Raw genomic sequence first — 15,897 nt, forward strand, 5'->3', positions numbered from 1 at the left:
ACACCCCCGCCCACAGGAGTGTTCCGCCATGCCCATCCTGCGCCGCCTCTGGATCGTGCTTGCCCTGCCGGCCTGCGCCTGGGGCCAGGGCGCCCCGCTGGCGCCGAACCAGCCCCATCTGCGGCCCTCCGACGATGGCGCCTACGTCATCGACACCCAGTCGCGCCTGGCATGGCCGCGCTGCGTCGAAGGCATGGCATGGACGGGCAGCACCTGCATGGGCACGCCGCGCACGCTCACGCACGCGCAGGCCCTGGTGCTGGCCACGCAGCGCTGGAAGGCCGAAGGCGTGCGCTGGCGCCTGCCGCGCGTGCCCGAGCTGCGCCGCCTGGTGGACAAGAGTGCCCAGCCCCCGGGCCTGAACCCGCGCCTGTTCCCGCGCGCGCCGGCCGACTGGCACTGGACCGCCACGGCCAACGTGAACACTTCCACCGTCAACCCCTACGCCTATGGCAACGTGGCGCGCGGCGGCCAGGGCGAGAGCAACCTGTCGCTGGTGCAGGGCTGGGCCGTGGACACCGGCAGCGGCGAGGCGCGCTCCGACTTCGGCCGGGGCACGCCGCTGTACGTGCGCCTGGTGCGCCCCGCGCCGCAGCCGCCCCAGCCCGAGGCGGCGGCGGACGGCGAGGACGAAGAAGACGACTGACCCCGGCCAAACCGGCACTACCGCCCGCTGCTGCCCTGCGTGATGCGCAGCGCCAGTTCCCCATGGTCGGTGCCGCTGGCGTTGCCGGCACGCAAGTGAACCGGATAGACACCGGGGTGCTGCGGCGTGCCGGTGATGACGCCCGTTTCCGCATCCAGCGCCAGGCCGGGCGGCAGCCCCTCGGCGGCAAAGCGCGCCGGGCGCGGCTGCGCCGCGATGCGCCAGTGGAACGGCTCGCCGGCCCGCGCCGTGGCCGTGGAGAGCGGCCCCAGCAGCGGATGGCCCACCTGGTCGCGCTGGCGCAGAAAGGCCGCCAGGCGCAGGCGGGCGTTCTCGCGCAGGTCGAGCCAGAACAGGCTGATGTCGAAGACGTGGAAGTTGCCGGCCTCGAACACGCCGCCGTCGTTGAACAGCTCGGGCGGCAGCGGATCGGGGCGCACGAAGGCGTAGCGGCCATCGTCGCGCACCTCCAGCCATTGCCCGCGCGGCTGCGTGAAGTGGCTGCCCGCGACGCCGAAAGGCACCGCGCCGCGGTGGCGGCTGGCGGGCGTGCGCGGTTCGTCCGCGTTCCAGCTCACCGGGTTGATGCTGGCCAGCAGCGCCCCCGCTGCCGCCACCACCCAGCGCTGGCGCGCGGCGTTCCAGTAGGCGTTCTTCCCCCAGGCCGCCAGATCCGCCGCGCCGCCCTCGCCGAACACGCCCCAGACGGCGGCGCAGCCGGTCTGCGCCGCCCGCGTGCAGGCGGGGATGCGCGTCAGGTCCTGCGTGAACACCGTGCGCGGAATGGGCTGGCCCGGCAGGTAGGCTGCCACCAGGCGCAGTTCCAGCGGCGTGCCCTGGATGGCCTCCGACAGCAGGCGCTGCGCATGGCTGGCGCCCTGGCTGTGGCCAACGAGAAAGAACGGCAGCCCCTGGTTGTAGTGCGCTGCGTAGTACGCGAAGGCGCGGCGCACGTCGGCATAGGCGCGGTTGCTGGGCGCCTGCTGCGCCTCTTCGTCCAGGCCGTAGGTCGGCAGCGTGATCTGGCGGTAGCGCGGCGCGTACACCCGCGCCACGCCGTTGAAGGGCGTGGCCTGCGCCATCAGCATCAGCCGCCCCTGAGCCTCGGCCTGCGGGTCGTCGATGGGCGCGTTGCGCACGTCGGCGCGCATGCTGGTCGTCGGGTGCACGTAGAACACGTCGGCATGGGCGTAACGCTGCAGATCGAGGAAGCCGCCGCCCTTGGGCGTCAGCGCGGCGGCGGAGGGCTGGCCGGGCAGCGCCAGCCAGTGCGCGGCGCGGGCGTAGTCGATGGGCGCCCGGTCCGGCGTGCTGGCGCAGCCCGCGATCAGGGCGCAAACAGCCAGCGCCAGCGGGCGCAGGAGCGGGAAACGGCGAAGGGTCGTCATCGTGCACTTCCTTGGCCGCGCGGGGCCGTGCGCGGCACGCCCCTTGTACCGGCCAGTGCACGCCGCGGGCAAGCGGGCTGCCCCTGAGCCGCCCGGCTTTCTTGATGCCACGCAAGCCCCTGGGCAGGCGCGGTTGCCATGGCCTGGAGGCGTGGATAGAGTTTTTTCCCGGTTCGTCCCCGAGGAGGTTTCAATGGCCAGCAGCCTGGAGCGCGGTCGCACGCGCGTGGTCGGCTTCGCCGACGCGGAAATGGAATTCCAGCTCATCCGGCAGATGGGCGCGGCGCGCTACGGCGGCGCAGCGGTGGGCGAATGCCTGGCGCTGGCGCAGCGCATCGAAAGCGGCATGCCCGCCAGCTGGGTGTCCGCCTTCGCCGATGCCGCCGTCCGCCAGGAGGCCGACGCGCAACGCCGCGCCGCGCGCGGCCACGCCGTGAGCGCGCACGACCAGTACCTGGTGGCCAGCAACAGCTACCGCGCGGCCGAGTACTACTGCGGCATCGCCGACCCCCGGCACGCGCAGTTCGGCCAGCGCAGCCGCGCCTGCCTTCTCGCCGCCATGCAGTTGCAGGGCCATCCCTTCGAGGCCCTCACGCTGGTGCTGGACGGCACCCCGCTGCCCGCCTACCGCGTGCGCCCGGCCAGCGCGGGCGACGCGCCGTGCAAGACGCTGATGATCGTCAGCGGCTACGACGGCACGCTGGAGGAAACCTACCTGGCCTACGGCCGCGCCGCGCTCGAACGCGGCTACCAGTTGCTGCTGTTCGCCGGCCCCGGGCAGATGGACACCATGCGCTGGCACCCCCACCTGGCCTTCATACCCGAGACCGAGCGCGTGGCGGCCCTGGCGCTGGACTACCTGCTGGCGCGCCCGGACACCGACGCCGCGCGGCTGGCGCTGATGGGCATCAGTTTCGGCGGCTACTTCGCCACCCGCATGGCGGCGCACGAGCCGCGCATCCGCGCGCTGATCGCCAATTCGCCCATCGTCGATCTGCACGCCTACATGGTCTCGTTCGTCGGCTTCGACCCGGCGCAACTGCCCGACGCGGAGGACTTCCGGCTGGCCGATATCGACCACATCCCCGACAGCGTGGCGCCGCCGCAGACGCGCGAGATGATGCGCAACCTGATCCTGCGCTTCGGCCAGGACAGCTTCAAGCGCACCTACCAGCGGCTGCGCGATTTCTGCGTCGATGGCGAGGGCCTGGCACGCATCCGCTGCCCGGCGCTGGGCCTGGTGGGCAGCGGCGAAGGCGCCGAACCCCTGGCGCAGCATGCGCGCTTCCTGCGCCAGGTGGCGGGCGCCGAGGGCCATGTGTTCGGCCCCGAGGAAGGGGCCGAGGGCCATTGCCAGTCGGGCAACCTGGCGTTTTCGGCGGCGGTCGCGCTCGACTGGCTCGACGAAGCCCTGGACTGAACCCTAGGCGCGCAGCGCCGCCTTGAGCTGCGCGCCCACCTCGGGCCGTTCCAGGAACGGGTCGGCCGGGTTCTCGGTGCGCAGGATGCTCTCCATGCGGCTTTGCAGGTTGCCCAGCGCCTTGGGGTGGCTGAAGATGTAGAACTGGTCGGCCGCGATGGCGTCGAACACCTTCTGCGCCACGTCCGCCGCCGTCACCTTGCCGCTGGTGACGGCCTTGTCCGTCATGGCCTGGCCGATGAGCTGGCTCTTGGTGGGCTTCTCGTCGGCCATGCTGGCCGGGCGGTTGCGCTCGCTGTGGCTGATGCCGGTGGGCACGAAGTACGGGCACAGCACGCTGGCGCCGATCTGGTCGGTCACCAGGCGCAGGTCCTGGTACAGCGTCTCCGACAGGCTCACCACGGCATGCTTGCTGACGTTGTACACGCCCATGTTGGGCGGCGTGAGCAGGCCGGCCATGCTGGCGGTGTTGACGATGTGGCCCCGGTAGCCGGGGTCGGCCTGGGCGGCGGCCAGCATCATGGGCGTGAACAGGCGCACGCCATGGATCACGCCCCAGAGGTTGACGCCCAGCACCCATTCCCAGTCGCGCACGGTGTTTTCCCACACCAGGCCGCCCGAGCCCACGCCCGCGTTGTTGAACACGAAGTGCGGTGCGCCAAAGCGCTGCTGCACGGCGTCGGCCAGCGCCTGCATCTGCGCGGCGTCGGACACGTCCACGCGCCGCGCCAGCACCGCGCAGCCCGCGGCCTGCAGCTCGGCGGCGGCGGCGTCCAGCGCGTCCTGCTGCACGTCCACCAGCACCAGGTTCATGCCCAGGCGCGCGCCGATGCGCGCGCATTCGAGCCCGAAGCCCGAGCCTGCGCCGGTGAGCACGACGGTCTTGCCCTTGAAGTCTTGGATCATGGCCGCGCTCTCACACCAGCTTCACCAGCTGCTTGCCGAAGTTCTTGCCCTTCAGCATGCCCAGGAAGGCCTCAGGCGCAGCGGCAAGGCCCTGCGCCACCGACTCGCGCGGACGCAGCTTGCCCGTGGCCACCAGGGTGCCCAGTTCCTTGAGCGCCTCGGGCCACACCTCCATGTGCTCGCTGACGATGAAGCCTTCGATCTTCACCCGGTTGATGAGGATGAGCGCGGGGTTCTGCAGCGGCAGCGGCTGGCCGTCGTAGCCGGCGATCATGCCGCACAGCGCGATGCGCGCGAAGGGGTTGGCGCGCAGCAGCACGGCGTCGAGGATGTGACCGCCCACGTTCTCGAAGAAGCCGTCGATGCCATCCGGGCAGGCCTCCTTGAGCGCGCGCGCCATGCTCTTGAGGTCGGTGTGCTCGCGGTGGTCGATGCAGGCGTCGAAGCCCAGCTCCTCAGTGGCGTAGCGGCACTTCTCCGGGCCGCCGGCGATGCCCACCACGCGGCAGCCGCGCGCCTTGGCCAGGGCGGCGAAGGCGCTGCCCACGGCACCGGTGGCAGCGCTGACCACCATGGTCTGGCCCGGCTTGGGGTCGATGATCTTCACCAGGCCGTACCAGGCTGTGACGCCGGGCATGCCCACGGCGCCCAGGTAGGCCTGCAGCGGCACGTGCGTGGTGTCCACCTTGCGCAGCGCGCCGGGCTGGTTCGCATCGACCACGCTCCACTCCTGCCAGCCGCCCATGCCCACCACCTTGTCGCCCGCGGCGTACTTGGGGTGGCGGCTTTCCACCACCTCGCCCACGGTGCCGCCGATCATCACCTCGCCCAGCGGCTGCGAGGCGGCGTAGCTCTTGCTGTCGTTCATGCGGCCGCGCATGTACGGGTCCAGGCTCAGGTAGTGGTTGCGCACCAGCACCTGGCCGTCCTGCAGCGGCGGGGTGTCGGTGGCGACGAGCTTGAAGTTGCCCACCGTGGCTTCGCCCTGCGGGCGGTTGTCGAGCACGATCTGATGGTTTTGTGGCATGAGATTTCTCCTTGTCGGTGAACTATGTTTTTGAGAGCTGCCAGCGCTTTGCTGGCAAGGGCTGGAGGGGTTTTTTATGCCAAGACGGCATGCATCGGAAGCTCAGTCGGACACCACGGCGCCCCCCGCTTGCGCGGCGGGCACGAGCTTGAACGTGCCCGAGGCATGGCAGCACAGGCGGCCCTGGGCATCGAACACGCTGCCCTCGGTGAAGGCCATGGCGCGCGTGCGGTGCAGCAGCCGCCCGCGTGCCACCAGCGGGCCATGCGCGGGCTGCAGGAAGCTGGTCTTCATCTCGATGGTGACGGCCCCCATGCCCGGCGCCACGCTGCGCGCGGCGATGGCCATGGTGACGTCCAGCAGCGTCATGCTGGCGCCGCCATGGGTGACGCCGAAGGAATTGAGATGCCCGGGCTGCGCCTCGTAGTGCAGCTCGGACTCGCCGTCCTGCGCCCGCGCCAGGCGAAAGCCCAGCGTGTGGACGAAGGGAATGTCGGCGCCGAATTCACGCATGTGCGGTGCTGCGGCGGTGTCCATCAGCCGCCGACGAGCGCGCTCACGCCGCCGTCCACCGCCATCCACTGGCCGGTGATGTGCTTGCCCGCCGCGCTGGCGTAGAGCATGGTGATGCCCTTGAGGTCTTCGTCGTCGCCCAGGCGCAGCAGGGGCGCGTGGCGCTTCATCTCGTCCTCGCCCAGCGTGTCGATGAGCACCTCGGCCATCTTGGTGCGGAAGAAGCCGGGGCAGATGGCGTTCACGGTGATGCCGTGCACGCCCCACTCGCCCGCCAGCGCGCGCGTGAAATTCAGCACCGCGCCCTTGGAGGTGTTGTAGGCGATGGTCTTCATGCCCACGGGGTTGCCGCCCAGCCCGGCGATGGAGGCGATGTTGATGATGCGCCCGCCCTGGCGCGGAATCATGCTGTGCTTGGCGATGGCCTGCGACAGCAGGAAGTAGCCGCGCACGTTCAGGTTCATCACCTTGTCCCACGCGGCCAGCGGGTGGTCCTCGGCCGGTGCGCCCCAGCTCGCGCCGGCGTTGTTGACGAGGATGTCCACATGGCCCAGGCGCTGCAGCGTTTCCGAAGCCAGGCGGGCGATGTCTTCCTCCTTGGCGCAGTCGGCGGCAATCCAGCGCGCGTCGATGCCCTGGGCTTGCAGCTCGGCCACGGCCTGCTCCAGATCGGCCGCCTTGCGCGAGGTGAGCATGATGCGCGCCCCCGCCTCGCCCAGCGCCTGCGCCATCTGCAGGCCCAGGCCGCGCGAGCCGCCGGTAACGAGGGCGGTCTGGCCCGTGAGATCGAAAAGTTGTTGCACGCTGCGCGCCATGGTGTGTTCTCCTGGTAGTGGTTCTTGCGACGGGGTATTGTGAAGAGCGCCGGGCGGCACTGCTGTCGCCTGTGCGATTGGCACCGGCACGGCCGCCCGGGCTGGCCTCAGAACGTGTTCACGGCCTCAGAAGGCGTCTTCGGCCAGCGCGGCGCAGGTGGCGTCGCGCGTGCGCACCACGCCCAGCCAGGCGCCGATCTTCGGCAGTTCGTAGTGGAAGAAATAGCGTGCAGCGCCCATGCGGCCAGCGTTGGCAGCGATTGAAAGCGCAGCATCGGCAGCCAGCACGCTGCGCGCCACGTCAAGCCATATCCACGCCAGCACCACATGGCCGAAGGCCTGCATGTAGGGCACGGCGTTGGCCAGGGCCTCGCCCGGGTTGCCCGTGGCCCAGGCTGCCTGGGTAGCTTCGGCCACGTCCTGCAGCGCCTGGGCGAGCTGGTCGGCGTAGGCCGCCAGCGCGGGGTACTGGCGCGCCTGGGCGATGGTGGCCCCGATGGTGCGCGCCAGCAGCTGCAGCCCCGCCCCGCCCTGCATGACGACCTTGCGGCCCAGCAGATCGGCGGCCTGGATGCCGTGCGTGCCCTCGTGGATCATGTTCAGGCGGTTGTCGCGCCAGTACTGCTCCACCGGGAAGTCGCGCGTGTAGCCGTAGCCGCCGTGGATCTGGATGGCGAGCGAATTGGCCTCCAGGCAGAACTCGCTGGGCCAGCTCTTGGCGATGGGCGTGAGCACTTCCAGCAGCAGTTTGGCCTGGGCGGCGGCCTCGGCATCGCCCGTGCGACCTTCATCGACCAGCCTGGCGCAGTACAGGTTGAGCGCCAGCGCGCCCTCGCCGTAGCTTTTTTGCGCCAGCAGCATGCGCTTGACGTCGGCGTGCTCGATCAGGCGCACCTGGGGGGCGCTGGCGTCCTTGCCGCCGTTGCCGACGGGACGGCCCTGCAGGCGCGTCCTCGCGTAGTCCAGGCTGGCGTAGTAGCCCGCCAGCCCGAGCATGGTGGCCGCCATGCCGATGGAAATGCGTGCCTCGTTCATCATGTGGAACATGCACTTGAGGCCCTCGCCCGGCTGGCCCACCAGGTAGCCGATAGCGCCCGCCCCCCGGCCGTCCAAGCCGCCGCCCTGCCCTGCGCGCACCGGGTACTTGCCCTCGCCGAAGTTCAGCAGCGTGTTGGTGGTGCCGCGCCAGCCCAGCTTGTGGTTCAGGCCCGCCAGCGCCACGTCGTTGCGCTCGCCGGTCAGGTTGCCCTCGGTGTCCACCAGCTTCTTCGGCACGATGAACAGCGAGATGCCCTTGACGCCCGGCACCAGCTTGCCGTCGGGCCCCGGAATCTTGGCGAGCACCAGGTGCACGATGTTCTCTGTCAGCTCGTGGTCGCCCGAGCTGATCCACATCTTGTTGCCGCGCAGGCGGTAGCGCGGGCCCAGCGGGTCGGCCGCGAAGCCTTCGCCGTCCGCCTCGGCGCGCGTGGTGATGTCGCTCAAGGACGAGCCCGCCTGCGGCTCGCTCAGGCACATGGTGCCCGACCAGCGCCCATTGAATTCGTTCGCCGCGAACACCTGCTGCTGCATGGGCGTGCCGTGCACCAGGATAGCGTTGGCGTTGCCCGTGGTCAGCAGGTTGGAGCCGATGCTGATCGACGCACAGCCAAAGAAGCTGCCCGCCGCCGACTCCACCAGGTAGGGCAGTTGCATGCCGCCCATCTCATAGTCCTGCGCGGCGCTGAGCATGCCGCTGTCGGCGAAGGCCTGGCGCGCATCGTGGGTGCAACTCGGCAGGATCACCTTCTCGCCGTCGAACTGCGGCTCCTGCGTATCGACGGTGCGGTTGAACGGCGCGTACTTCTCGCGCGCGATGCGCTCGCAGGTGTCGAGCACGGCATCGAACGTCTCGCGCGAATGGTCGGCGAAGCGCGCGCGCGCGGTGAGCGACCCGGCTTGCAGCCAGTCGTAGAGCAGGAAGTCGAGGGTGGAGCGGAGGGAGGTGGTCATGCGGCAAATTATGGAAGCACCGCCCCGGCGCGGCATGTCCGCTGCGTGACGCAAATGGGCGGCGAGGCCGCTAGGCCGCCCGGCCCCGCGTCGCCAGCCAGCACAGGATGGCCCCGCCGCACACCATGAACGCCCCGATCCAGAACGAGGCCGGCAGCGGCACCCGCAGCAGCGCCGCTGCCAGCGCGGCCGAGAGCACCGGGATGAAGTACGACGCCCCCGCCAGGATGGTGACGTTGCCATGCAAGATGCCCACGTTCCACGCCGCGTAGCCAAACCCCATGGCCGCCGCCGCGAACGCCAGCTGGATGGCCGTGGGCACGCTCCAGTGCATGCCGCCGCCCCCGCCCGCCAGGAACTTGCCCCACAGCACCAGGGCCGTGAGCATGAAAAACAGCGTAATGCCGTTCTTGCCCTGCGCGATGCGCGCCGTGACGGCACAGTAGGCCGCCCAGATCACCGCGCCGGAGAAGGCCAGGCCGTAGCTCAGGGGGTTGTCCTGCACGTTCTCCAGCATGCCCGCCAGGTCCACGCCGCGCTCGCCCCCCAGCACCCAGCCAATGCCGGCCAGCGACACCAGCAGCCCCGGCACCACGAGCCAGTTGGCGCGCTGCCCGTTGAACAGGATGGCCGCCACCATGGTGAAGGTGGGCCAGAGGTAGTTGACCATGCCGACCTCGATGGCCTGCTGCCCCGTGTTGGCGTAGCCGATGGACAGCGACAGGCACAGCTCGTAGGAGACGAACAGCACGCTGCCCCAGAGCAGGTAGCGCCGGGGCATGTCGCGCAGCCGCGTGAAGCCCACCGTGGCCAGCAGCAGCACCGAGGCCACGGTGTAGATCATGGCCGCGCCCCCCGTGGCCCCCAGCCCCTGGCTGACGCCACGGATCAGCCCCACGATGGAGGCCCACAGGACGATGGCAATGAGGCCGATGAGCGTGGCTCTGTTCTTGCTGGTCATGGGCAGGGATTATCCGCAGGCTTGGAATATGCGGCATTTTGGCCCGGAAACCGCTTGCAGCAAGCGCGAGCAGCTATCAAAAACGAAGCCCGCACATCACCGCGCCGGGGCCTGCATCCAGCGGCGGTAGTGCCGGTTCTTCACCAGGGTGTCCCACTGCTGCGCCAGCAGCGCGCATCCGGGCAGCACATTGGGGCGGGTGCGCTGGCCCCGGCTCAGGCGGCGCATCTGGTGCTTGACCATGGCCATGTACGCCACCGACGCCAGCACCTTGTTCTTGAAGGTGATGGGCCGGAGCGCCGGCGCCACGGCAGGATCGGCACGCCACGCGCGCGGCAGGTGGGGATCGACGGCCAGCGCGGTGGCCATGCCTGCCATGGCGATGCCGCTGCCCACCACCTGCGCGGCCACCGGATAGCGGCGGATGCCCCCGGTCACCATCAGCGGCATGCGCGCCGCCGAGGCGATGTCCTGGGCGAACTCCAGGAAATAGGCCTCCCGGGCCAGCGTGCGCCCGTCACGCGCCTGGCCGTGCATGGCCGGCGCCTCGTAGCTGCCGCCGGACAGCTCGATCAGGTCCACACCGAGCGGATTGAGCAGCGCGACGACCTGCCGGGCATCGTCGGCGCTGAAGCCACCGCGCTGGAAGTCGGCCGAATTGAGCTTGACCGACACCGCGAAATCCGGCCGCACGGCCGCGCGCACGCCCCGCACGATGTCGATCAACAGCCGCGCCCGGTTCTCCAGCGCCCCGCCCCAGCGGTCCTGCCGCCGGTTGGTGAGCGGGGACAGGAACTGGCTGACCAGGTAGCCATGCGCGGCGTGGATCTGCACGCCGGTGAAGCCGAACGCCTGCGCCAGCACCGCCGACCGGACGAAGCGCGCCTGGACCTCCAGGATGCCGGCCTCGGTCATCTCCCTGGGCGGCGTGAACTGCCTGGAGAAATTGCCCAGGTCCATGGCAACCGCCGATGGCGCCCAGGTCTCCTGCCCCAACGCCGCAGGCATCTGGCGCCCCGGGTGGTTGAGCTGCATCCACACCTGCGCGCCCTGCGAACGCGCCGCCTGCGCCCATGCCGCGAAGCGCTCGCCGAACCGCGCCGACTCCAGCACCACGCCGCCCGGCCCGGTCATGGCGCGGCGGTCCACCATGACGTTGCCAGTGACCATCAGGCCAACGCCGCCCTCGGCCCAGGTGCGGTACAGCCGGATCAGGGCCTGCGACGGCGCATGGTCCGCGTCGGCCAGGTTTTCCTCCATGGCGGCCTTGGCCAGGCGGTTGGGAATGACAGCCCCATTGGGCAATGTCAGCGGTGAAAAAGGGGTGGGCGATGCCATGCCGTGCTCCATGCGTGTTTGCAATGGGAGAACGATAAGCTTCAAGTTCACTTGAAGGTCAAGCGGTTTTTAAGGATTGCCGCGCCCCGGCGGCGAGGTGGGTTTATAGCAAACCTGCTGACAAAAAAATAAATACCCAACCTTTTCTCTGCCTCTCCAAAGATCACAAAGGCGGTAGATCAATATATTTCCTCACAACCAAATTTCGCATCAACAAACTCAATTCAACCGAATTACTGCGAATCATAAATCTATCTGAAGAATAAGCCATTCGATGCCAAAAACAAGCCAATTCACTTTCCATTGGAATACCCAACCTACCCAGCTCATAGCATCGAGACAAGTAAAGACATGCACTACTCTGAAATGCATCTGCCGCAAGCCTTACAAGCAATAATCCTAGTCCTGCATCCTTCTCTATTCCATCCTCTCCATCCAGAAGCATACTGCCTGCATTCCACAAAGCCTCAGCATAGCCAGAGCAGGCAGATTTAAGGTACCATTTAAGAGCCTGCTTGTTATCATTACCATCAGTGGCATAGTAAACACCGAGGTAATTCTGGGCCTCAGCACTTCCTCGGCCAGCAAGAGCCGTCAAATTTTCCAATTCAGTTTTTTTCATTGGGGTTGGGGGCAGTGTATTTCTCTTCCATTAACAAAACAAGCAACTGCTTTACAGTGCCTCGCTTGGCAGCCTTTTGCCCCTTGGTAAGACAAATTTGCATTTGCATCTGATTGAGCTCTAGCATTTGCCTCTGTGAATGTTCCCCCATATGCATTACCTCCAATAAAATCCGGACAATTTTCGCAAACCACTTCTTTCTTCACATGACAACTAACATACACATGCCATGTATCACGTTTTCGCCAGGGACGATCATGGGGGTCAACTACTGGAATAGGAACTGGTACTCGACCTCCACCAGCACTACCTGCGCCAGATCCACCAGTCGCTCCCCCGCCGCTGCGCCCACCGCCACCACCGGTTGGTGACACTACCGCACCGCTGCCTCCGCCAACAGGGATGTGCTCCCATGGCCTCGTCCCTGGTTGAATCGCCCAAAGACCTTCAGGATCAATGCTGCCTAGTGGATCTCCATTCGCATAGGTAAAAATATTTACCCCCCCACTCAAGCCAATTGGATCACTCTGGATATATCTTCCCAATTCCACATTGTAGTCCCGCTGAAAATTGTAATGACTATTTGTTTCCCCATCCCAATATTGCCCTGGAAATCTCAGGTTCATCTCCGTTGCCCAGATATCCGACTTGGTTGCCCCAAATGCTTCTGATACTCCTTTCCATGTTATGTTACCTACCTTGTCCGTCGACAACATCGGCGTTGCCAGATGATCCGTATAAAGGTAGTGGTATGTACTAGCGCTACCAATAAGACTACCGCCACTCACTTCTGCCTGCCAAATAGGGTCTGTACTCCACCCCCCCTGCTGTGCCATCTCGGTGTTCCAACCATACGCTTTGATGAGCATGCCCTGGCTGTCCACCTCTCCCATCAACCCGATATCACTGTACAAGTAGTAAATGGGTTCACCCGAACTAGGATACCCGCTGTCCTTGATTATTCTACGCCCAAAAAGGTCATACCGATAGTTCGTCACCCTTCCATTATGGCTTATTTCCATTAACCGCTCAGCCGCATTATAGCGATAATCTCTCTGCCAAGCTCCAGACTTTTCCTGGGCCATATGTCCCTGCTGCGTGTAGCTCACCTGCGTGTCTTGGGATACCGCCGTGCTGAATGGCGCAATTCTAGGATATTGTGTCAGTTGATTATCCCTGTTATAAATCCAGGTGCCCGGTTGGTGGGCACTGCTCAGGCGGTTACCCACCGCATCGTAGCTGTATTGTTCTTGCGGCAATCCCAGCGCTTGCAAAATATTATCCGGACGGGCTTGCGTCAAGCGACCGAGTGAGTCGTAATTATACTCCACCCCACCTATATCGAACTGAATTTCCGCGATATTCCCAGAGGAATCATATTTATATTTACGACCAATCAAAAGTTGGCTCGTGTTATTGCGCACATCAATACTAATATACCGCTGCAAAGCATCGTATGCGATAGTACTAGTAGCCCCGGGCATCTGAATGCACGTAGGCTGCATCCATTGGTAATCCTGGTAGCTGATTCCACTGCCGTTGGGCAGTGTCACCTTGGCCAGGTGCCCATTAGCATAACTGTAGGTTTGCTGACTGCCATCCGGATAAGTATGACTGGCCAGTTGTCCATCTTGGTTGAAGCTCTGCCCCAGAGTGAAGTTCAATACACCGCTGCCATCCAGCTTGCCATAGGTGATGGCACTTTGGGCGTTTCGCCCCTGCGCATCTTGGGTATACGTAGCACTGCTAATCAGAGATCCGCTGCCATCGTTCTGTACATAGCTGATGAGCAATCCATCCTTGTCATATTGGTAAGAGATACGCTGATCCAGCGTCAATCCATTCAGCTTGTGTTCTTCCTGCACCAACCTTGCGGCGGCGTCATAGGTATAGGCCCTGGTATTACCGCCTGCATCCGTCCTCTGATTTATATTGCCTACCGCGTCATAGCTGTACAGGATGGCGCCGCCCATGGGCCGAGTTTCCTTGGTCTTATTCCCCCTCTTGTCGTATTCAAACCAGTGCGTATTGCCATTGGCATCCGTCAGACTCACAAGCTGGTCATGAGCATTCCATCCTTGCCGGGTGTGCTGTGCCATAGGGTCAGTGGTTTGCGCCACGCGGCCCAGGCCGTCGTATTGGTACAGCGTGGTGCGGCCTGCCGGGTCGGTGCTGCTGATACGCTGCCCCATGGCGTCGTAACTCTGGCGCTGGGTTCTGGTCTGGTCTGCGCTCAGGTGCTGGGTGGCGGCGGTCTGTCTGCCCCGCTGGTCGTACTGGTAAGTTTCCTTGTAGGTGGGGTAGTTGGTTGCTGTGAGTAAACCCGCCAGCGGACTGCCCTTGGCCCCGTATTCGTAGGTGGTGACGTTGCCCGCCGGGTCTTCTATTCGCGTGATACGCCCCTGGCTGTCGTAGCTGGTTTTCGTTACAAGGCCGCTCGGACTGGTGATCTGGCTCTGGTTACCTGCCTGGTCGTACCCGATGCGCGTTCCCTGGCCTGCGCTTTGTCCGGGGGCCATGGTTTCGGTAACCCGGCCTGCACTGTCATAAACCACGGCCTGTTTCCGCCCTTCGGCGCTGACGGTCTGCGTCTTGCGCCCCCTGGCGTCGTAGCCGTAGTTGACGGTTTCATTCAGCGCATTCGTGCTGCTGGTCCGGTTACCCGCCGCGTCGTAGGTGTAGGTGGTGGTGTAGCCCAGCGCGTTGGTCTGGCTCAGCACTTGGCCCAGACTGTTGTAGCTGTAGCGGGTTGCGTGTCCTTCCCCGTCGATGACCTTGGTCACGTTGCCCGCGTCGTCGTATTCAAACCTCTCGGTGATAGCGTCTGGCCCCCGCCCATCGCCAGCGCCTCTTGTTTTTGTGGTCATCTGGCCCCACTGGTCGTAGCCGTAGTGCGTGGCGCGCTGCTCCGGTTTTCCTTGCGCTTCCACGTATTGGGTGGTGTTGCCCTGCGCATCGTAGGCCCAGGTGCTGACGATGCCCAAGGCGTTGGTGTGCCGGGTCTTGCGGTTGTACACCGGGTCGTAGCTGCTGGTTTCGCTGCTGCCATCCGGGTGGATGGTCTTGATGGGCCTTTTGCTGCTGGCGCTGTCGTATTGGATGGTGGTGACCAGGCCGCGCGCGTCGGTGATGCGTTCCTGCGTGGCGCTGACTTTGCTGACTACGCTCAGCTCCATGCCGTCCACGCTGTTTTGCAGCAGTTTGCCGCCGCTGTCGTAGCGGCGCTGGTGCACGCTGCCGCCGGGCTGCTGGATGTTGACCAGGTATTCGCGGCGCACGCGGTCGTAGTCGATGCGGTAGTTGGTGACGCCGCCGGTTTCATCCGTCAGGCTGGCGATGCGCGGGGCCGGGGGCAGGCTGACTTTGGTGCTGCCGGTGCCTGTGCTGGCCATGCCGGTGGCCATGACGACGCGCGCGGGCTGGGTCATGTAGCTCAGGCGGATTTGCCCGCCTGCCGGGTCGGTGCGGGTCTGGATGTAGCCGCCTGCGGTGTAGGTGTAGCGCCAGGTGCCGCCGCGTGTGTCGGTGACCTGGGTGAGCAAGGCGGTGCCTATGCTGCCGTTGGGGCCTGTGCCTGCGCTGGCGCCGGGCACGCTCCATTCGTAGCGCACGCTGCGCCCGGTGTTGTCGCTGATGGTGGCGGGCTGGCCGCTGGCGTTGTATTGCAGGGTGAGGACTTCGCGCCCGTGGTGGTCCTTGACGGCGCTCAGGCGGCCCTGGCTGTCGCGCGCCAGCGTGACTTTGACGCCTGCGGCGTTGGCCCAGCCGAGCATGCGGCCCGTGGCGTCGTAGTCGATGGTGTTGCCTTCGCGGTCGTACCACTGCCAGCCGGTGAGGGGGGCGGCGTCCGGGCCGGTGGCCTTGATGATGTTGTTTTCGTCGAAGCGGTAGGTGGGCTGCGCGGTGCCGCTGACGCGGGTGTAGATGCGGTCGGCCCGGTTGACTGCGAGTACGCCGCCCAGCGGGTCGGGCTGCAGTACCAGGTCGGCCCAGCGGTCGTTGAGGTACCAGCGGCCGAATGTCCAGGTACGGTTGATGGCCACTTGCCCGCCCAGTACCTTGACCGCCAGGTCTTCGGTGCTTTCCGTGTAGTCCTGGTTGGGCAGGCTGACCTGGCGTGTGCTGGGTTGGGCGTGGGCCAGGCCGGTGCCCAGGCTCAGGGCCAGGCTCAACGCCAGGGCAGCGATGGATTTTAAGAAGAATGGGCCTCCAGCCCTTATGCAGCAAGCGCCAGCAGCTATTGTTTTGAGAGTCATTGCTTGTCCTGTG

At 66.1% G+C, this 15,897-nt stretch carries 12 protein-coding genes; 2 read left to right on the forward strand and 10 right to left on the reverse strand.

Translation table 11 applies throughout. From position 1 onward, the window contains the following. Positions 1 to 28 precede the first annotated feature (28 nt). Positions 29 to 646 (forward strand): DUF1566 domain-containing protein, encoded by a 618-nt coding sequence (locus YS110_05380; GenBank protein UJB64226.1) that lies wholly within the window; start codon positions 29 to 31, stop codon positions 644 to 646. Between the two features lie 17 nt (positions 647 to 663). Here YS110_05380 and YS110_05385 read toward each other — a convergent pair whose 3' ends face one another. Further along, entirely contained in the window at positions 664 to 2,034 is a 1,371-nt protein-coding gene (locus YS110_05385) for a DUF3089 domain-containing protein (protein ID UJB64227.1), read from the reverse strand. Positions 2,035 to 2,227: 193 nt separating this feature from the next. Between YS110_05385 and YS110_05390 the strand changes: the two genes are divergently transcribed. Continuing rightward, a complete protein-coding gene (locus YS110_05390; GenBank protein UJB64228.1) occupies positions 2,228 to 3,454 on the forward strand; it encodes a prolyl oligopeptidase family serine peptidase in 1,227 nt (408 codons plus the stop codon). 3 nt (positions 3,455 to 3,457) lie between these two features. On the opposite strand, the gene YS110_05395 is transcribed toward YS110_05390, so the two are convergent. The 9 genes from YS110_05395 to YS110_05435 all read right to left on the reverse strand — a co-directional run bounded on the left by YS110_05395 (position 3,458) and on the right by YS110_05435 (position 15,884). After that, the gene (locus YS110_05395; GenBank protein UJB64229.1) at positions 3,458 to 4,360 is read right to left on the reverse strand and encodes an SDR family oxidoreductase; all 903 of its coding nucleotides are present in this window, start codon (positions 4,358 to 4,360) and stop codon (positions 3,458 to 3,460) included. A gap of 10 nt (positions 4,361 to 4,370) precedes the next feature. Next, on the reverse strand, positions 4,371 to 5,387 hold the full coding sequence (locus YS110_05400) for an NADP-dependent oxidoreductase (GenBank protein ID UJB64230.1): 1,017 nt from the start codon (positions 5,385 to 5,387) through the stop codon (positions 4,371 to 4,373). A 102-nt stretch (positions 5,388 to 5,489) separates the two neighbouring features. Next, a complete protein-coding gene (locus YS110_05405) occupies positions 5,490 to 5,900 on the reverse strand; it encodes a PaaI family thioesterase (GenBank protein UJB67361.1) in 411 nt (136 codons plus the stop codon). A 23-nt stretch (positions 5,901 to 5,923) separates the two neighbouring features. Further along, positions 5,924 to 6,715: an SDR family oxidoreductase gene (locus YS110_05410; protein UJB64231.1), complete on the reverse strand. Its 792-nt coding sequence runs from the start codon at positions 6,713 to 6,715 to the stop codon at positions 5,924 to 5,926. A gap of 126 nt (positions 6,716 to 6,841) precedes the next feature. Then, on the reverse strand, positions 6,842 to 8,707 hold the full coding sequence (locus YS110_05415; protein ID UJB64232.1) for an acyl-CoA dehydrogenase: 1,866 nt from the start codon (positions 8,705 to 8,707) through the stop codon (positions 6,842 to 6,844). 70 nt (positions 8,708 to 8,777) lie between these two features. Next, positions 8,778 to 9,668, reverse strand: coding sequence for an aromatic amino acid DMT transporter YddG (gene yddG / locus YS110_05420; protein UJB64233.1), 891 nt, complete (start codon positions 9,666 to 9,668; stop codon positions 8,778 to 8,780). A gap of 96 nt (positions 9,669 to 9,764) precedes the next feature. Continuing rightward, positions 9,765 to 11,006 carry an NADH:flavin oxidoreductase/NADH oxidase family protein gene (locus YS110_05425; protein UJB64234.1) on the reverse strand — a complete coding sequence of 414 codons (1,242 nt, stop codon included), beginning with the start codon at positions 11,004 to 11,006 and terminating at the stop codon, positions 9,765 to 9,767. Between the two features lie 163 nt (positions 11,007 to 11,169). Continuing rightward, positions 11,170 to 11,628 (reverse strand): sel1 repeat family protein, encoded by a 459-nt coding sequence (locus YS110_05430; GenBank protein UJB64235.1) that lies wholly within the window; start codon positions 11,626 to 11,628, stop codon positions 11,170 to 11,172. Further along, positions 11,625 to 15,884, reverse strand: coding sequence for an RHS repeat protein (locus YS110_05435; protein ID UJB64236.1), 4,260 nt, complete (start codon positions 15,882 to 15,884; stop codon positions 11,625 to 11,627). Before YS110_05435 ends, YS110_05430 begins: the two co-directional genes overlap by 4 nt. Between the last annotated feature and the right edge of the window lie 13 nt (positions 15,885 to 15,897).

Source organism: Acidovorax sp. YS12, assembly GCA_021496925.1.
Lineage (GTDB): Bacteria > Pseudomonadota > Gammaproteobacteria > Burkholderiales > Burkholderiaceae_C > Paenacidovorax.